Source organism: Sphaerisporangium corydalis, assembly GCF_025506355.1.
Classification (GTDB): Bacteria; Actinomycetota; Actinomycetes; order Streptosporangiales; family Streptosporangiaceae; genus Sphaerisporangium; species Sphaerisporangium corydalis.
This window is the reverse complement of record NZ_JANZYP010000025.1, coordinates 76,110-93,434: the sequence shown is the minus strand read 5'-3', so window position 1 is coordinate 93,434 and position 17,325 is coordinate 76,110. Positions and strand designations below refer to the sequence as shown.

General features: G+C 71.2%; 19 protein-coding genes and 1 riboswitch. Of the genes, 6 read left to right on the top strand and 13 right to left on the bottom strand.

Annotation, left to right across the window (positions count from 1 at the left end; all coding sequences use genetic code 11):
- Positions 1-243, bottom strand: a complete 243-nt coding sequence (locus NYZ98_RS19040; protein WP_262844158.1) for a hypothetical protein — start codon at positions 241-243, stop codon at positions 1-3.
- The gene (locus NYZ98_RS19035; RefSeq protein ID WP_262844176.1) at positions 240-1,121 is read right to left on the bottom strand and encodes an SPFH domain-containing protein; all 882 of its coding nucleotides are present in this window, start codon (positions 1,119-1,121) and stop codon (positions 240-242) included. The genes NYZ98_RS19040 and NYZ98_RS19035 overlap by 4 nt, the downstream gene beginning before the upstream one ends.
- Before the next feature lie 261 nt (positions 1,122-1,382).
- Here NYZ98_RS19035 and NYZ98_RS19030 point away from each other — a divergent pair, with 261 nt between their 5' ends.
- Complete coding sequence (locus NYZ98_RS19030; RefSeq protein WP_262844157.1) at positions 1,383-1,682, top strand: helix-turn-helix domain-containing protein; 300 nt, start codon at positions 1,383-1,385, stop codon at positions 1,680-1,682.
- Positions 1,683-1,821: 139 nt separating this feature from the next.
- On the opposite strand, the gene NYZ98_RS19025 is transcribed toward NYZ98_RS19030, so the two are convergent.
- The 8 genes from NYZ98_RS19025 to NYZ98_RS18990 all read right to left on the bottom strand — a co-directional run bounded on the left by NYZ98_RS19025 (position 1,822) and on the right by NYZ98_RS18990 (position 8,596).
- Complete coding sequence (locus NYZ98_RS19025) at positions 1,822-2,589, bottom strand: hypothetical protein (RefSeq protein ID WP_262844156.1); 768 nt, start codon at positions 2,587-2,589, stop codon at positions 1,822-1,824.
- A 99-nt stretch (positions 2,590-2,688) separates the two neighbouring features.
- A complete protein-coding gene (locus NYZ98_RS19020; RefSeq protein WP_262844155.1) occupies positions 2,689-3,465 on the bottom strand; it encodes a class I SAM-dependent methyltransferase in 777 nt (258 codons plus the stop codon).
- A 564-nt stretch (positions 3,466-4,029) separates the two neighbouring features.
- Positions 4,030-4,353 (bottom strand): ATP-binding protein, encoded by a 324-nt coding sequence (locus NYZ98_RS19015; protein ID WP_262844154.1) that lies wholly within the window; start codon positions 4,351-4,353, stop codon positions 4,030-4,032.
- Between the two features lie 135 nt (positions 4,354-4,488).
- Complete coding sequence (locus tag NYZ98_RS19010; protein ID WP_262844153.1) at positions 4,489-5,385, bottom strand: sirohydrochlorin chelatase; 897 nt, start codon at positions 5,383-5,385, stop codon at positions 4,489-4,491.
- Positions 5,386-5,510: 125 nt separating this feature from the next.
- Entirely contained in the window at positions 5,511-6,239 is a 729-nt protein-coding gene (locus NYZ98_RS19005; RefSeq protein ID WP_262844152.1) for a phosphoadenylyl-sulfate reductase, read from the bottom strand.
- 75 nt (positions 6,240-6,314) lie between these two features.
- The gene (locus tag NYZ98_RS19000) at positions 6,315-6,458 is read right to left on the bottom strand and encodes a DpnI domain-containing protein (RefSeq protein WP_262844151.1); all 144 of its coding nucleotides are present in this window, start codon (positions 6,456-6,458) and stop codon (positions 6,315-6,317) included.
- A gap of 34 nt (positions 6,459-6,492) precedes the next feature.
- A complete protein-coding gene (locus NYZ98_RS18995; protein ID WP_262844150.1) occupies positions 6,493-8,175 on the bottom strand; it encodes a nitrite/sulfite reductase in 1,683 nt (560 codons plus the stop codon).
- Between the two features lie 295 nt (positions 8,176-8,470).
- Positions 8,471-8,596, bottom strand: a complete 126-nt coding sequence (locus tag NYZ98_RS18990; RefSeq protein ID WP_262844149.1) for a hypothetical protein — start codon at positions 8,594-8,596, stop codon at positions 8,471-8,473.
- An 81-nt stretch (positions 8,597-8,677) separates the two neighbouring features.
- Here NYZ98_RS18990 and NYZ98_RS18985 point away from each other — a divergent pair, with 81 nt between their 5' ends.
- The 5 genes from NYZ98_RS18985 (at position 8,678) to NYZ98_RS18965 (ending at position 14,151) form a co-directional block, all read left to right on the top strand.
- The gene (locus NYZ98_RS18985; RefSeq protein ID WP_262844148.1) at positions 8,678-9,490 is read left to right on the top strand and encodes a TIGR03084 family metal-binding protein; all 813 of its coding nucleotides are present in this window, start codon (positions 8,678-8,680) and stop codon (positions 9,488-9,490) included.
- A gap of 171 nt (positions 9,491-9,661) precedes the next feature.
- A complete protein-coding gene (locus tag NYZ98_RS18980) occupies positions 9,662-10,672 on the top strand; it encodes a YihY/virulence factor BrkB family protein (RefSeq protein ID WP_262844147.1) in 1,011 nt (336 codons plus the stop codon).
- A riboswitch (ZMP/ZTP riboswitch) is annotated at positions 10,671-10,751 on the top strand. Its footprint overlaps the gene before it by 2 nt.
- Positions 10,752-10,774: 23 nt before the next feature.
- The gene (gene glyA / locus NYZ98_RS18975) at positions 10,775-12,028 is read left to right on the top strand and encodes a serine hydroxymethyltransferase (protein WP_262844146.1); all 1,254 of its coding nucleotides are present in this window, start codon (positions 10,775-10,777) and stop codon (positions 12,026-12,028) included.
- 220 nt (positions 12,029-12,248) lie between these two features.
- Positions 12,249-13,349 carry a ribosome small subunit-dependent GTPase A gene (gene rsgA, locus NYZ98_RS18970; protein WP_262844145.1) on the top strand — a complete coding sequence of 367 codons (1,101 nt, stop codon included), beginning with the start codon at positions 12,249-12,251 and terminating at the stop codon, positions 13,347-13,349.
- A gap of 145 nt (positions 13,350-13,494) precedes the next feature.
- The gene (locus NYZ98_RS18965) at positions 13,495-14,151 is read left to right on the top strand and encodes a phosphoribosyltransferase (RefSeq protein ID WP_262844144.1); all 657 of its coding nucleotides are present in this window, start codon (positions 13,495-13,497) and stop codon (positions 14,149-14,151) included.
- Positions 14,152-14,305: 154 nt separating this feature from the next.
- On the opposite strand, the gene NYZ98_RS18960 is transcribed toward NYZ98_RS18965, so the two are convergent.
- The 3 genes from NYZ98_RS18960 to NYZ98_RS18950 all read right to left on the bottom strand — a co-directional run bounded on the left by NYZ98_RS18960 (position 14,306) and on the right by NYZ98_RS18950 (position 17,307).
- Positions 14,306-14,617: a WhiB family transcriptional regulator gene (locus tag NYZ98_RS18960; RefSeq protein WP_093171423.1), complete on the bottom strand. Its 312-nt coding sequence runs from the start codon at positions 14,615-14,617 to the stop codon at positions 14,306-14,308.
- Positions 14,618-14,729: 112 nt separating this feature from the next.
- A complete protein-coding gene (locus NYZ98_RS18955) occupies positions 14,730-15,584 on the bottom strand; it encodes a sucrase ferredoxin (RefSeq protein WP_262844143.1) in 855 nt (284 codons plus the stop codon).
- A 187-nt stretch (positions 15,585-15,771) separates the two neighbouring features.
- Positions 15,772-17,307 carry a glycerol-3-phosphate dehydrogenase/oxidase gene (locus NYZ98_RS18950; RefSeq protein ID WP_262844142.1) on the bottom strand — a complete coding sequence of 512 codons (1,536 nt, stop codon included), beginning with the start codon at positions 17,305-17,307 and terminating at the stop codon, positions 15,772-15,774.
- Between the last annotated feature and the right edge of the window lie 18 nt (positions 17,308-17,325).

The following is a 17,325-nucleotide window of genomic DNA, read 5'->3' as shown; positions in this document are numbered from 1 at the left end:
TCATTCCTCTCCGTCGTCGCTTTCGGTGCCACCACCGGCGGCGCCGTCATCGGCCTTGGGCGGCCGGCCGCGCTTGGGTATCCGCCCGGCCTCGCCGGGGAGCCGTCCCGCGCCCGCCAGGGCCCGGCGGAGCAGGAACTCGATCTGCGCGTTCGTGCTGCGCAGCTCGTCGCCCGCCCACCGGGTGATCGCGTCGTGGACGGCCGGGTCGAGCCGGAGCAGGATCTTCTTGCGTTCCGTCACTGGTACAGGGAGCCGGTGTTGACGACCGGCTGCACGTCCCTGTCACCGCAGAGCACGACCAGCAGGTTGCTCACCATGGCGGCCTTGCGCTCGTCGTCCAGCTCGACGACGTCGGCGGCGTCGAGCCGCAGCAGGGCCGCCTCGACCATGCCGACCGCACCCTCCACGATCTGCTTGCGTGCCGCGACCACCGCGCCGGCCTGCTGGCGCCGCAGCATGGCCTGGGCGATCTCCGGTGCGTACGACAGGCGCGTGATCCGTGACTCGATGACCTTCACCCCGGCGGACGCGACGCGCGCGGAGATCTCGGCCGACAGCTTGCCGGTGATCTCGTCGGCGTTGTCGCGCAGCGAGAGCTGCCCGTTGTCGTGGGAGTCGTACGGATAGTTGCCGGCGATGTGCCGGACCGCCGTCTCGGTCTGGATGGCGACGAACTCCACGAAGTCGTCGACCTCGAAGACCGCCTTGGCCGTGTCCTCGACCTGCCACACCACGACCGCCGCCATCTCGATCGGGTTGCCGTCGGCGTCGTTGACCTTGGCGACGTCGGTCTCGTGGTTGCGGATCCTGGTCGAGATCTTGCGCCGCATGGTGAACGGGACCACCCACCGCAGCCCGTCCGTGCGCACCGTGCCGAGATAGCGGCCGAGGAGCTGGACGACCCTGGCCTCGCCGGGCGCGATCGCCATCAGGCCGGTGAGCAGCAGGCACGCGACCACGAGCAGGATGATCCCCAGCGTGGCCAGCAGGACGGCCTCGTTCTGGTTCCCCTGGTTCACCAGCAGCACGCCGATGACGGCCATGATCAGAGTGATGCCCAGCACGGGCCAGCCCGACAGGCTGATCGGCCGTCGCTCGCTCACCTGCGGCGCCGGCATCCGCACGGCGACCTTGTCGATGTTCTCCACCACAACCCCGTTCCCTTCGACCCTTCGCGTATGGCACAACCATAGCAAAGTGATATCACTTTTCAAGCCCTCGTTCTCAGGGGTCGTTGGCCGGGGTCGCGTCATGGCCTCGCTGGGGTCGAGGATCGCGATGGGTGCGCGCGGCGGGCCATTGGGCTTTAGGCTTGACTAAAGGTTTAGGTAGACCTAATGTTGAGTCAGTGGAAGTGACAGGACGAGAGCGAGCTGGCTATGGCCCTACGACGGCAGGCGGATCGCCCCGCCTTTGAGCAGCGGCAGTCGGCCGAGCCCGGCGGCCTCGCCCAGGAGATCACCGACGAGATCACGTGGTACATGCGTGAGCACAAGATCTCCCGAGCCGACCTCGCCGCCCTCATGGGCGTGTCCGCGGGCCGGGTGAGCCAGATCCTGTCCGGCGACGAGAACCTCACGTTGCGCACCGTCGGCGCCGTCCTGGACGCGCTCGGCACCCGCTTCGAGTTCAGCCTGAACTCCCTGGGCGTCACCCGCGAACTCCTCGAGGACCGCTGACCCCACCGGGCTCCTGGGTGCCGGGCACTGTCGACGCGTGACGTCGCCCGGCCCGTCCGCGGTGCGGCCCGGTTCAGGCCCTGGTGCCCGCCGGCCTCGTGGGCACGCGGGTCTGCCACCAGCACTCCGGGAGCTCGGCTCAGGGATGCGACCGGGCCCTGGTCAGGTCGAGCACGGCCGGGTCGTAGCGCGGGAGCGAACGCAGCCCGCACCGGTACGCCGAGTCGAGCAGGCGCGACAGCTCCCGCTCCGCGTCGTGGACGAGCACCCCGTGCAGCCGCCCGAAGTCGTTGAGATAGCGCTGGTAGCGGACCTTGTTGGTCACCGCGGAGCCGCCGAGGGCGGCGATCACCTTCGACCTGCCCACGCTGTCCTCGATGAGCGTGGCCACGTCCAGCCGCCGTTCTATCGCCTGCAGCCGGGCCTGGACGCGTTCCTTGCGCCGTTCCTCCACCGACATCCGCTGGCGGATGCGCTCGTGGTAGTGCTCGGCGGCCATGCTCAGCTCGTGCACGGTCCAGGAGTCGTCGATCCGCCCCTCGCACCAGATCTCGCGGTCCTCCGCCATCGTCTGGTGCAGCCGCTCCAGCAGTGACGCCAGCCAGAACGTGAGTATCTCCTGCGCGAGCGAGCGGCGCCCGTCCTGGCGCTGGCGCATGTACCCCAGCCAGAGCCCGCTCGGGGCCACGACCCCCACCAGGGCGTGCAGCTTGTCGCTCACCCCGGTCACCAGCAGGGCGACCGCCGTCGTGGCCACCGCCGTCAGGACGATCACCAGCAGGGCGAGCCACCGGCTGCTCGGGCCGAACGGCCGGCCGAGACGCTGGCAGCGCAGGACCAGGAAGACGGTCGCCGAGACCAGCGCGAGCAGGAAGGTGAGGCCTAATCCCGCGGCCCCGTCCATCATGCGGTCGCCTCTCGTTAGATCCGCTCCCATGCTCCCATGCGAATCGTGGATCAACTAGCGCTTATCCGCGAACTCCCTCCGCCCCGCCCCTCGTATCTCTCAGAACCGGTAGCGCAGGATGCGGCCGACGTTCCTGAAGCCGGGAAGGTGCGCCAGCACCCACATGCTCACGCGCCCGGAGCGGGGCATCCTCTCCACCCCCGGCATGTCCACACTGCGCAGGGCGTCCACGCACGTCAGCCCCTCGTGCCACCCCTCGATCTCGTAGGGGTCGCCGACGCCCCAGTGCAGCGTCGCGCCGGAGTTGCGCACCGCGGGCACCAGCCGTTGCAACCGGATCCCCATCGGGCCGTAGCAGTCGAACAGGAGCACCCCGCTGGGGAACCGCGCGGTGATCCGCTGGATGAGCCGTCTGCCCTCCTCCTCGCGCAGGTACATCGTCAGGCCCTCGAAGACGGCCACCACCGGACGATCGGCGGGCACCTCCTCCAGCCAGCCGTCGTCGGTGACCGAGGCGCCGATCATCGTGTACGCACCCTCGGGCCGGGGAAGCAACCGCTCGCGCAACGCGACCACCTCAGGATGGTCGACGTCGAACCAGCGCGCCGGCGCGAAGGGGCGCAACCGGAACACCCGTGTGTCCAGCCCGCAGGCCAGATGCAACACCGTGGCCTCCGGGCACTCGGCCAGGAACCCAGCGGTCCAGTCGTCCAGCGTCCTGCCCCTCAGCGCAATACCGGCCGCCGACGTCGCATCGACCCCCGTCTTACGAAAGTCGTAATCGATCCGCCCCACCAACGCCTCGGCCTCCCGATCCCCCAAGATCGGCTCCACCGAACGACTGTCCAGCGCCCTCCCGTACAAGGTCGCCAGCATCGTCTCCTTAGCCCCCCCAAGCCCGACCTTCTCCCCACCCACGCCGTCTCCCGCTCCTGTGTCCATCGTCGGCCGCTCTTCACCATCACACCGCCCTTAGCGGTGCTAAGGCCTCACCTTAGCATCGCTAAGGAACGAGAAGTCGTGGGCTCCAGATCGTGGTGGAGCAGAAGGAAACCTCCAGTAGCCGCGCACCCCGCCACGACGTTCTCTCGCTCGTCGGGCTCGGGGGCCTCGGTGAGCAGCGACTGCAGGGCGTCCCAGCCTCGGGTCTCGGGAAGTCGGGGAGTCGGGGAAAGAAAGAGGGCGCGATCTGTGGACCACGCCCTCGGGGGCCAGAAGCCCCGGGTAAGCCTGTGATCGCTTTCGCGACTCCTCCAATGTACGCGGTCGCGCCGCACGGCATCGTGATTTCCGCCGGCCTCGGTCCGGCTCGCGGAAATCCTGGTACGACCCGGCCCTGGGATGCGGGCGGGTGTGTCACTTGCCGGCGAGTTGGTACGAGACCACGCGTCCGGTCGCGGTCTCGTACCAGCCCCAGGTCGTCGCCACTTCCTGGAGCAGTCAGAGGCCGCGCCCGCCCCCGCTCTCGGAACGGGTCTCCAGGCAGAGCGTGGGTCGATTGTCCGACGAACCCGCGTCGATCACGTCGATGTGGAGCATTCCGTCGTGGTCGGCGACGGCGATGCTGACCCGCCCGGCCGGGCATCGCTCCGAGTCGGAGTACCGCACGGCGTTGGTGACGAGTTCGGTGACGAGCAGCAGGGCGTCGTCCGTCTGCGGGTGGCCGGTACCGCCCAGTAACTCACGCACGCACCGCCGTGCCCTCGGGACGGCCGCGAGTCGCGCCGGCACGTCGACCTGCCCCAGCAGGCCGAGCGCCCTCACCGGCCCACCTGCGCGATGCGCCAGGAGGGATCGCGCACCCAGAGCCGGGTCCGCCGGGCGGAAGCGGGCACCGGTCCGCTGATGGGCCTCCAGAATGCCACTCGGTCAGCCCGTCGCGAGACAAGGATGACGTCGTCAGGTGCTCGCGGATGCCGTGGTGGTGGTCTGGAATGCCTGGACGGACTCCGTGTAGCGGGCGAGGAGGAGGGCGGCGAGTTCGGGGGCGGGGCCGAGGGGGGCGGCCGTGGTCTGGGCGCCGGCGGTGAGGGTGGTGTGGCGGACCTTGTCGGCGAAGTGGCCGGGGGCGAGGAGGTAGGGCGCGACCACGACGCGGGAGGGGCGGCCGTCGGGAAGGTGATGGGTGGTGAGGTGGGGATGGGCCTCGGGAAGGGGGGCTGTGTGCGGGCCGCCAAATCCCAGGTCGGGTCCCAGGTCGGGTCCCAGGTCGGGTCCCAGGTTGGGGCCCGGGTCGGGGTTGAGGAGGGTGTGGACGGCGGCGGCGGGGGTGGGGGATGCGGCGGAGGCGTAGGCGGGGGTGACGGAGTGCCAGGGGCGGGTGCGGGCCCAGGTGCGGGCGAGCCGGGCGATCACCGCGTTGGCGCGCTGGTCGCTGGAGCCCGCCGAGACCAGGACGACCGCGGTGCCGGGGTCGCCGATCTCCACGCCGGCCTCGGCCAGGCGCCGCTCCATGGCACTGATCAGCAGGGGGTGCGGGCCGAGGGTCGATCCCTGGTGGACGCGGAGCCAGGGACGGGCGGCGCGTACCTCGCCGAGCGCCGAGGGGATGTCGACGCGGCTGTGGTAGGCCTCGGTGAGCAGCAGAGGCAGGACCACGGCCTCGTCCAGGCCGGCCAGCGCTTCGGCGAGCGACGGCCGGGAGTGGTCGAGGTAGGCCACGCGGACGGGCAGCCCGGGGCGCGCGAGCCGCACCTGGTCGAGCAGGGCCTCGACCGTCGCGGACGCCCTGGGGTCACGAGATCCGTGCGCCACCGCGACCAGTGGAATGGGCCTCCGCTGGACCGGAGAGATCATCCGTGTCCGGACCGGCGACCTCAGGGACCATGGGCCCTGAACCTCAAGAGAAGAGGGCGCCGTCCCCGGCCTGGCCGCCTCCGGGGGCGACGGGTGGTCCCGGAGGGAGGGCGGTGGGATGGGGGTCAGAGGTGGATGCCGCATTCGGTTTTGCCCAGGCCGGCCCAGCGGCCGCTGCGGGGGTCCTCGCCGGGGGCGACCTGGCGGGTGCAGGGCGCGCAGCCGATCGAGGGGTACCCGTCGTAGTGCAGCGGGTTGATGAGGACGCCGTTGTCGGCCATGTAGTTGTCGACGTCGTCCTGGGTCCAGCGCGCGATGGGGTTCACCTTGACCATCTGGCGCTTGGCGTCCCATTCGACGACCTTGGTGCCCAGCCGGCTCGGCGACTCGTCGCGCCGGATGCCGGAGATCCACGCGAGGTACGGCTCCAGCGCGCGGTTGAGCGGCTCGACCTTGCGCAGGTAGCAGCACAGGTCGGGGTTGCGGCCGTTGAGGCGCGGGCCGAGCTCGCGGTCCTGCTCGGGGACGGTGCGCGACGGCGTGACGTTGATGACGTTCACGTCGTACACCTGCTGCACGGCGTCGCGGGTGCCGATCGTCTCGGCGAAGTGGTAGCCGGTGTCGATGAACAGCACGTCGACCCCGGGCTTCACCCGGCTGACCAGGTCGACCAGCAGGGCGTCGCTCATCGAGGAGGTGAGGCAGAGCCGGTCGCCGAACGTCGCCGCCGCCCAGCGGATGATCTCCCGCGCGGAGGCCTCCTCCAGGAACTCGGCCGCCGAGTCGACGATGCTTCGCAGGTCGAGCACACCGCGCTGGCGTTCCAAGCCCGTTTCGATCTCCACCAGTGTCATGGCTTGCTCACTTCTCTCGTTCGTCAGGGGATGAGGGCGCCGCCGGGCCAAGGTGAGCCCGCGGCTCGCCGCCGATCATGAACGCACGCCGATGCCGAGGAATTTCAGCTTGAAGGCCCGGGCGCACGACCGGCAGTACCAGCCGCCGTCGCCCTCGTAGGGCTCCAGGTCCTCCTCGCCGCAGTACGGGCAGTGGAAGGGGACCGCGCGCTCGGTCACGACGTCCCCCCGTCCCACGGGCCGCTCAGGGAGCTCACTTGAGGTCCGCCTCCTCGGCGCGCTGGACCCACGCGGAGAAGGTCTCCCCGTCGTCCTTCTGGCTCTGGAAGTTCTTCAGGACCCGCTCGATGTAGTCGGGAAGCTCGCCGGCGGTCGCCTTGAGCCCGCGGACCTTGCGGCCGAAGCCGGGGTTGACGCCCAGCGACCCGCCCAGGTGGATCTGGAAGCCCTCCACCTGCTCGCCGCCCTCGTTGGTGATGAGCTGGCCCTTCAGGCCGATGTCGGCGACCTGGATGCGGGCGCAGGAGTTCGGGCAGCCGTTGACGTTGATGGTCAGGGGGTCGGTGAAGCCGGGCAGGCGGCGCTCCAGCTCGTCGATGAGGTCGGAGGCGAGCCCCTTGGTCTCGACGATCGCCAGCTTGCAGTATTCGATGCCCGTGCAGGCCATCGTCTGGCGGCGGAACGTGCTCGGGTTGACCTGCAGGTCGGCGGCCTCCAGGTCGGCGACGACGCCGTCCACCTTGTCGGGGGCGATGTCCAGGATGACCATCTTCTGCTCGACGGTCGTGCGGACGCTGTCGGAGCCGTACCGCTCGGCGATGTCGGCGATCAGGTTGAGCCGGTCGCCGTCGAGCCGCCCCACCTTGGGGGCGAAGCCGACGTAGAAGTCACCGTTCTTCTGCTTGTGCACCCCGACGTGGTCGCGCCGCCCGCCGCGCGGCGGCTCGGGCGCGGGGCCGTCGGGCAGCGGGAACCGGAGGTACTCCTTCTCCAGGATCTCGCGGAACTTCTCCGGCCCCCAGTCGTTGACCAGGAACTTGATGCGCGCGCGGTGGCGCAGGCGCCGGTAGCCGTAGTCGCGGAAGATGCCGATCACCCCGGCCCACACCTCGTGCACCTGCTCGGGGCGGACGAACGTGCCGAGCCGCTTGCCCAGCATGGGGTTGGTCGACAGCCCGCCGCCGACCCACAGGTCGAAGCCCTTCTCGCCCTGCTCGTTCACCACGCCGACGAACGCGATGTCGTTGATCTCGTGGACGGTGCAGTGGGCCGGGCAGCCGCTCATCGCCGACTTGAACTTGCGGGGCAGGTTGGAGTACGCGGGGTCGCCGATGTACCGCGCGACCGTGTCCTCGATCTGAGGGGTGGCGTCGATCACCTCGTCGGCGTCGATGCCGGCCAGCGGGCAGCCGAGCATGACCCTCGGGGTGTCGCCGCACGCCTCCATGGTCGAAAGACCGACGGCCTCCAGCGCCTCCCAGATGGCGGGGACCGACTCGACCTCGATCCAGTGGAGCTGGATGTTCTGCCGGTCGGTGACGTCCGCCGTGCCCCGGGCGTACCTGTTGGCGATGTCGGCGATCGTGCGGAGCTGGGCCAGGTTCAGCCGGCCGCCGTCGATGCGGACGCGCAACATGAAGTAGCGGTCGTCGAGCTCTTCGGGCTCCAGGATCGCGGTCTTGCCGCCGTCGATGCCCGGCTTGCGCTGGGTGTAGAGCCCGAACCACCGGAACCTGCCGCGCAGGTCGGCGGGGTCGATCGAGTCGAAGCCCCTCTTGGAGTAGACGTCGATGATCCGCTGGCGGACGTTGAGCCCGTCGTCGTTCTTCTTGTTCTCCTCGTTCTTGTTCAGCGGCTCACGGTAACCGAGAGCCCACTGGCCTTCGCCTCGCGGGCGCTTGTGGTGGCGGTTCGCAGGCCGGGGCGGGCTGGTCATGGTGCGTCCTTTGCCGAGAAGGTCATCGGGTTCACACGCACACGTGAGCAGGCAGCCTCCCGCCTCGACATTGAGTGCGGGGGTACAAGAAAGTGACGCCTGTCACGCGCCCGTGCTGGCAGAAGTCAACAGTGGGCGACGATCAACGGGCGTCACTACAGATGGCACTGCGGACACGCAGGAAGTCGACGTGGCGTCGCACGACGAGAAGCGGGTCCGCTGGCATGGCCCAAACGATACCCGCCGCCCGCCGGATGTCCAACATCAGGTCCACACTTTGGACATCGGGGCATGTTCAGCCGCTGTTCGGCCAGGCCGGCGCGGGCTCGTGGGGCTCGTCGGAAGGCCGGTGCTGGCAGTCGCACCAGGACCCGCCCGGGCACTCGTCGTGCCGGTCGTCCTTGCATTCGGCGCAGATCACACCTGCGATTTTCCTCCTGTTCCTTCAAGAACATGATTCGGTTACGCTGGCGCGAACCCCCCATGTGACCCGGAGGTGCGCATGGCCGTCTCCATGTCCGAGCTGCTCGCCGATCTCCGGGCGGAGAGCGCCGAGCTGACGGCCATGATCCGGTCGCTGGACCCCTCGGGGTGGGAGCGCCCGACGCCCGCGCGTGGCTGGGCCGTACGCGACCAGATCAGCCATCTCGCCTGGTTCGACGACGCGGCGACCACGGCCGCGACCGACCCCGACGGCTTCCGCGCGTCGTTGCCCGCCCTGATGGCCCGGGGCGACTCCGCCGTGGACGAGATCGCCGTCGCGTCGCGCACCCTGGCGCCCGGCCAGGTGCTGGAGTGGTTCGGCACGGCCCGCGCCCGCGGCCTGGACACCTTCGAGAAGCTCGACCCGAAGGCGCGGCTGCCGTGGTACGGGCCGGACATGTCGGCCGCCTCCTTCGTCACCGCGCGCCTGATGGAGACCTGGGCGCACGGGCAGGACGTGGCGGACGCGCTGGAGATCACCCGCGTGCCCACCGCCCGGCTCAGGCACGTGGCGCTGCTCGGCGTCCGCGCCATGCCGTACGGGTTCGTCATGCGGGGGATGGACCCGCCCCCGGGCCCGGTGCGCGTCGAGCTGACGCTGCCCGGCGGCACGCCGTGGAGCCAGGGCCCCGAGGACGCCGCCGACCTGGTGAGGGGCCCGGCGCTCGACTTCTGCCTGCTGGTCACCCAGCGTTGCCACCGCGCCGACGCGGCCCTTGAGGTGCGGGGCGCCACGGCCGAGGCGTGGATGTCGGTCGCGCAGGCGTTCGCCGGGCCGCCGGGGGAGGGCCGCACGCCCGGCAGGACCAGGGCCCTGGGCGAGCCTCAGTGACCTGGTCGCGGGCCTCGCTTGGGCGGGTCGTTACCTGTCCGGAATGGCTAGAATGAGGGGTCGCCGATCCCTGCCCGGATAGGATCGCGCCTTACGGGGTAGTCGCCACGCACGGACAACGCTGCAGGGTGGGGTCGTGGTAGAGCCATGTTGCGAACACCTTTGGATTCCATGACGTCCACCAACGCTCCGACCAGGTCGTCCGGTCCCTCGGGGCGGCGGCCTCGCTGGAGACTGGTCAGGGCCAAGGCCAGGGAGAACGCCACCGCCGGCCTGTCGGCGGTCCGCGGCACCCGCGCCTTCCGCGTCGCGCGCCGTTCCCGCGTCTGGGCGCTGACCAAGGCGACGACGGTCGCCGGGTTCAACTACCGGGTCACCGGCCTGGCGGGCGAGGCCGCGTTCTTCGCGCTGCTGTCGCTGCCGCCGTTCGTCCTCGGCCTGATCGGCCTGCTCGGCCACCTCAGCGGCGTCCTCGGCCCCGACACCATCGCCGAGACCCGGGGCTGGGTGCTGGACCAGGCCCACCTGCTGTTCACCGGCGGCACGGTCGACCGGGTGGTCAAGCCCCTGCTCGACGACGTGCTCAGGGGCGGCCAGGTCTCGCTGATCTCGGTGGGCTTCCTGCTCGCGCTGTGGTCGGGCTCGCGGGCCCTGTTCGTCTACGTCGACCTCATCTCGATCTCCTACGGCCTCGGCGAGACGCGGGGGATCATCCGCACGCGCATCCTGTCGTTCGGGCTCTACCTGGCGGCCCTGGTGATCGGCCTGATCGTGATCCCGGTGCTGGTGATCGGCCCGACGTTGCTGTCGGGCGCGTTCCCGCAGTACAGCGCCGTGGTGGCGGTGTTCTACTGGCCGGTGGTCGTCATAGGGTCGGTGCTGGTGCTCACGCTGCTATACCACGTCAGCGTGCCCGAACGGACCCGCTGGTGGCGTGAGGTGCCGGGGGCGCTGCTCGCGCTGCTCATCTGGATCGTCTGCGCGGCCGTCCTGCGCGAGGTGCTCGCCGCGTGGTTCACCCCGCTGTCCATCTACGGCTCGCTGGCCGCCCCGATCGCGGTCCTGCTGTGGCTCTACATCACCGCCCTGGCGGTCCTCATCGGCGCGACGCTGAACGCCGAGTTCGACCGCCTGTGGCCCACTAGGGGAACCAGCAGAAACGGTGAGTCCGCTATCGTCTAACCCGACGTGACTGGCGCGTCTGGGGTGGGTCACCACCAGGGAGCGAGTAGGGCGAGGGCCGAGCGCCTGGGTCTTCGCCGGAGTCCAACGAAGGGCAGGGCCATGAGTTCTCTTTCCGACGTCGACCCGGAGATCGCCGAGCTGGTGAAGGCGGAGGAGCGGCGCCAGGCCGACACCGTCAAGCTGATCCCCTCGGAGAACTACGTCTCCAGGGCCGTGCTCGAGGCGACAGGGACCGTCCTCACCAACAAGTACTCCGAGGGCTACGCGGGCAAGCGCTACTACGAGGGCCAGCAGGTGATCGACCAGGTCGAGACCCTCGCCATCGAGCGCGCCAAGTCGCTGTTCGGCGTGAACCACGCCAACGTCCAGCCGTACTCCGGCTCGCCGGCCAACCTGGCGATCTACATGGCGTTCCTGAACCCGGGCGACACCGTCCTCGGCATGGGACTGCCGTTCGGCGGCCACCTCACCCACGGCTGGTCGGTCTCGGCGACCGGCAAGTGGTTCACCCCGGTCCGGTACGGGGTGCGCCGCGACACCGGCCGCATCGACATGGACGAGGTGCGCGCCCTCGCGCTGGAGCACCGCCCCAAGCTGATCTTCTGCGGCGGCACCGCCATCCCGCGCACGATCGACTTCCCGGCCTTCGCCGAGATCGCCCGCGAGGTCGGCGCGGTGCTGGCCGCCGACATCGCCCACATCGCCGGCCTGATCGCGGGCGGCGCCCACCCCTCGCCGGTGGGGCACGCCGACGTCATCTCCACCACCACGCACAAGACGCTGCGCGGCCCGCGCGGGGCCATGCTCATGGCCACCTCGGACGAGCACGCCAAGGCGCTGAACAAGGCCGTGTTCCCCGGTCTGCAGGGCGGCCCGCACAACCACACCACGGCCGCGATCGCGGTGGCGCTCCGCGAGGCGGCGACCGGCGACTTCAGGGCCTACGCCCGCCAGGTGGTCGCCAACTCCAAGGCGCTGGCCGAGGAGCTGGCGGGCCGGGGCTTCGACCTGGTCTCCGGCGGCACCGACAACCACCTCATCCTGATCGACCTGACGTCCAAGGGCGTGGCGGGCAAGCCGGCCGCGCAGGCCCTGGACCTGGCCGGGCTGGAGACCAACTACAACACCGTCCCGTTCGACCCGCGCAAGCCGTTCGACCCGTCGGGGCTGCGCATCGGCACCCCGTCGGTGACCAGCCGGGGCATGGGCGAGAACGAGATGCGGCAGATCGGCGCGTGGATGGACGAGGTCGTCACCGCCCTCGCCAAGGGCGACGCCGACGAGGTCATCTCCCGCGTGCACGGCGAGGTCAGCGAGCTGACCGGCAAGTTCCCCGCGCCCGGCCTGAGCTGACGGCAGACCGCCCGGCCTCGGCCGACGGTAAAATGTGTTGCCCGGAGGGGCCGGGCCCGCGATAAAGTGGGCCCGGCTTCGCCGCTTCTGAACAAGGCGGTCCCGACGCTTCGGAGGTGAGGAATATGAGGACCTTTCTGAGTACCTCTATGTCCGATTCCTCCCGGGTGTCCCCTACGCGCTGAAGCTGCGGGCACCCGGTTCCCGAAGGGTGCCTCAAGTGACCACTCCCGGTCATGATCTTCTTTCTCTCGGCTGGAACGAGTCCCTCGCCGCCGATCTTCCGGGCGGCACCGTCCCCGCCCGCGTGGCCCGCGTCGACCGCGGCGTCGCCGACGTCATCGCCGCCGACGGCCACCACAACGCCCAGTACGCGGCCCGGCTGCGCCGGGCGACCGTGGACGACCCGGTGGCGCTGCCCTGCGTGGGCGACTGGGCCGCGCTCACCCTGCTGCCCGAGGGCCGTTACGAGCTCGACGCGATCCTGCCGAGAAGGACCGCGTTCGTCCGGGGCGGGGTGCGCAGGGTCTCGCGGGGCGGCCTGTCCGGCGACTCCCAGGGCCAGGTGCTGGCCGCCAACGTCGACGTCGTCTTCGTCGCCGAGCCCGCCCTGCACGCGACCGACTTCGCCGACCTCGGGCGCATCGAGCGGCTGCTCGCCCTGGCCTGGGAGAGCGGGGGCCGCCCGGTCGTGCTGATCACCAAGTCCGACCTCGTCGGGGAGCACCTCGACGGCCTGCTCGCCGACGTGGCCGCCGCCGCGCCGGGGGTGGACCTGCACGCCGTCAGCTCGATCTCGGGGGAGGGGGTCGAGGTGGTGCGTGGCCATCTCGAAGGGTCGCGCACCGCCGTGATCCTCGGCGCGTCGGGCGCGGGCAAGTCCACGCTGGTCAACGCGCTGGCCGGCGAGGAGGTGATGGAGACCCAGCAGGTCAGGGCCGGTGACGGCCGGGGCAGGCACACGACCGTCCACCGCGAGCTGATCCCGCTGGCCGCCGGCGGCCTGGTCATCGACACGCCGGGCATCCGCCGCGTCGGCCTGTACGAGATGAGCCAGGGCGTCGACATGGTGTTCGCCGACATCGAGGAGCTGGCCGAGGGGTGCCGGTTCGACGACTGCGTCCACGAGAGCGAGCCCGGCTGCGCCGTACTTTCCGCCGTCGAATCCGGCGAACTGCCGGAACGCCGGCTGGAGAGCTGGTACAAGCTCCAGCGCGAGGCGGCCTGGATGGCGCGGCGCACCGACGCCCGGCTCCGGTCCGAGCAGACCCGCAAATGGAAGATCATCCACAAGTCCATGCGCGGGAAGGGCCGCCCCTGAGGCGTCCCTCGCGACCGGCCGCCGTCCCCGGAGGCGGCCGGTCACCCGCGCACGGCACTGGCGGGGGCCGTGCCGTACGCGGGCCGAGGGGGAACCGCGCCGCCGACGCGGCTTGTGGTGGTCGCGAAAGGGTACGAAAGGGGGCATGGGCGCGAGTCGGCGGGTGTCCCTCCCCTTCGCCGACAGGGCGGAGGCGGGCACCCTGCTCGCCGAGAAGCTGGCACGGCTCGGCCTCGCCGACCCGGTGATCCTGGCCCTGCCGCGCGGCGGCGTGGCCGTGGCGGCGCCGATCGCGCAACGGCTCGGCGCCCCGCTGGACGTCCTGGTCACCCGCAAGATCGGCCATCCACGGCAGCCCGAGCTGGCGGTCGGCGCGCTCGCCGAGGGCGGCGAACCCGTGCTCGACCTGGAGTTCCTGTCCCGGCTGGGGATCACACCCGCGGACGTGACGCCGGTGGTCGAGCTCGAACGGCGCGAGCTGGACAGGAGGGTGGCCGCCTACCGGGGGGAGCGACGGCTTCCGCGCCTGGCCCGGCGGGACGTCGTCGTGGTGGACGACGGGCTGGCGACCGGGGCGACGGCCCGCGCCGCGCTGCGCGCCGTGCGGGCGGCCGGGTCACGGCGGCTGGTGCTGGCCGTGCCGGTGGGGTCGCCGAGGACGGTCGCGGAACTGAGGGACGAGGCGGACGAGGTGGTCGTCATCGCCGCCCCGCCGGGGTTCCACGCGGTCGGTCAGCGGTACGTGCGGTTCGACCAGCTGACGGACGCCGACGTTCTCCGCCTGCTGCGGCAAAGGCGGTGAACGTACGGTTTCGCCTACGTAGGGGACGGGGGAGATCGGTGGGCGCCGCCCGGGAGGGGGACACCCGCATGATCATGCGGCAACTGCGGCCCTGGAGGCGTACAGGAGCGGAGAAGCCGCATGATCATGCCGGGGAATGCATGCCGGTGGAGGTTCAGGCGGCACTGATGCCGGCGCTGGCGGCACGCCGCATGCGCCGGCGGCGCTCCGACGCGCGCTCGTCCTCGTTGAGCCCGCCCCACGTGCCATACTTCTCCGGCCGTGAAAGGGCGTAGTCGAGGCACTCCGCGCGGACGGGGCACTGTGCGCAGATGGCCTTGGCCTTGCGCTCGCGGATGTCGCGCTCCGGCTGACGCTCGCCGTCGGGACCGAAGAACAGCACAAGGTCCTCTCCCCGGCACGCGGCGTCATCCTGCCAACCCCAGCTGGGGCGCGGGCGGGCGATCTGCCGACGTACCTGAGACATGAGAAACCACCTTAGGTGAGAGGTATTTCGTGTTTGTGCCGCATTGGACGCATATGGCGTCCCTGATTCCAACGCCTTGGTCGTCCGTGGTGTTCCCGGCTCCGAAGGAGCCTCAGGTCAGAACAGGCGTGCCGCACTGGATGTGCTCCAGCGCCGCCAGCCGGTAGGTCATGATCGTGTCGGCGCACGCCATACCGCATGGCGCGAAAACCGTCCGCTCGACCACAACCCGGAACCGGACGTCCTCGTGGCGCACAATCGCCTCGGTGACGTCACCGTCCGACCTGGTGGATTCCACGGCCACTCCGCCTACCGAGAGATCGCCCGTGTGTGCCCGGACGAAATGCTCGGCGGCCTGCGATGGCTCAGGGATGCCCGCGCGTCCCCGGAAGCGGTCGAGAACGATCTCGCCGTGCCGGTACGCGTTTGCCGCCGCGATCGCGGCAGCCTGAGACATGCTGCCGTAGTAAAGCCCGTGTGGCAAGCACACAAGGTTAGCGGCGTAGCGATCGCCGCCCACATGAGTGGTTTCCCACACTCTTCCCGGCAGGGTTTCACCCAAAACCCGCGCGATGGGAAGGCCAATGCGGGCACAACACGCGTTGCGCCTGGCATGCGTGCAGACCAGGAACACCGGCTCCTTAACCAGTATGCAGGACGCTGGAACCACTCCGCGCAAGAGAGATCCCAGGTCAAGATCTCTGGGGTCCTCGAAGCGTCCTTCGGCCACCCAGGGGACCTCGGCCGTGGTGTCGGCCACCAGGATCCTGACCGGCCCGCGGACGGCGGAGCGGCGCCCCGGACGCCGGATGAGCTGGGCACGGACCCCGAGATCGGCCGCGCGCGCGATCAGCTCGTGGACCTCGGAGGGTAGCTCGCACTCGGGCAGATGGGACGCCCACGGGCCGGCGTGCTCGACGAGCAGCCAGAACCGCGCCGCGACGGTCGCGCTCGCCAGCGTCGGCACCTCGCCTGTGTGGCATCCGATGGGGTGGTCGCACCCCCGGGCCCGAGTTTCGGTCACACGTCCTCCCCGACTGACTTAGGTAAGACTAACCTAACGGGTAGGGGTGATCGACGCACAAGTACAGGTTTCAGGGGTGGTCATCCGTCCCGGCCCCTACGCTGGGCCCGGGTATGCCGCCTCCGGGCGGTCAGGCGTGGTCGCGCAGCGCCCGCCCGGCCGCGGGCAGCGCCGCCTCGCGGTCCTCGGGCACCAGCCCGATGCGGGTGCGCCTGTCCAGCAGGTCGCCCGCGTCCAGGGCCCCCTCGTGACGCACGGCCCACACCAGCTCGGCCAGGGTGACCCCCAGCGGCAGGACCTCCGCCAGGCGGGGGTCGCGCCGCGCGAGATCGTACACGGCCGCCGCCTCCGAGCCGTACCGCTCGGTGAGCCGGCCGGGGACCCCGCCGCCGGGCGCCGGGGGGCCCGCCCCCACCAGGGGCAGCCGGGCCGTGCGGCTGCGGGGCGCGCCGGGGAACGCCGCGTCCACCACGTCCTCGGCCATCCGGCGGTAGGTGGTCAGCTTTCCGCCGACGATCGTCACGACGCCGTCAGGGGCCGTCAGGATGGCGTGCCTGCGGGAGAGGTCGGCCGTGCGCCCTTCGGCGTTCAGCAGCGGCCTCAGCCCCGCGTAGGCGCCCGCCACGTCCGCGCGGGCCACCGGAGTCTCCAGAACCGAGTTGAGAACCTCGAGGAGGAAGGCGATGTCGCCCTCGGGCGCCTCGGGGACGTCGGGGATCGGCCCCTCCACCGGCTCGTCGGTGAGCCCCACGTAGACGCGGCCGCCGGGCTGGGGCAGGACCAGGACGAACCGGGCCCCCTCGCCCGGGATCGGCACGTGCATGCCCGCGCGCTGATCACCGAGCGCGCCCGGCCGCAGCACCAGGTGGGTGCCCCGGGAGGGCCGCATGGACACCGACGGGACGAGCTCCCCGGCCCACACGCCCGTCGCGTTGACCACCCTGCGCGCGCGGATCGTGAAGGTGTCCCCGCCCAGTTCGTCACGCACCTCGGCCCCGTCGCCGGACAGCGACAGGGCGCGGCAGCGGGTGAGCACCCGGGCGCCGTGCGCGGCGGCGGTCCTGGCGATCGCGACCACCAGCCGGGCGTCGTCGACCACCCGCCCGTCGAAGGACACCAGCCCGCCGCGCAGCCCGTGCCCGCGCAGGGCAGGCACCAGGGCGCGGGCCCGCGAGGCCGGCACCCGGGTCGGGCCGGGGAGCGTCGCCCGCGGGGTGCCCGCCGAGGCGCGGAGCAGGTCGCCGAGCCGGTACCCGGCCATCATCAGCCCGGCCTGGCCCCTGGAGACCTCCGGGGTGAGGGGCAGCACGTACGGCTGGGCGGTGACCAGGTGCGGAGCGGTGTGGCGCAGCAGGATCCCGCGCTCGACGGCGCTCTCCCTGGCCACGCCGACCTGGCCCTTGGCGAGGTAGCGGAGCCCGCCGTGGATCATCTTGGAGCTCCACCGCGAGGTGCCGAACGCCAGGTCGTGGGCGTCGACGGCCACCACCGACAGGCCGCGGGAGGCGGCGTCGAGCGCGGCGCCGGCGCCGGTGGCGCCCAGGCCGACGACCAGGACGTCCACGACCGTCTCGCGCGCCTCCGCGAGCTCCCTGGCCCGCCGCGCCGCGTTGAGCGAGGACCCCGGGACGGGATCGCCCGGCGATGGGGGAGCGGGGGTCTGCATGGGGCCGGCACCTCTCAC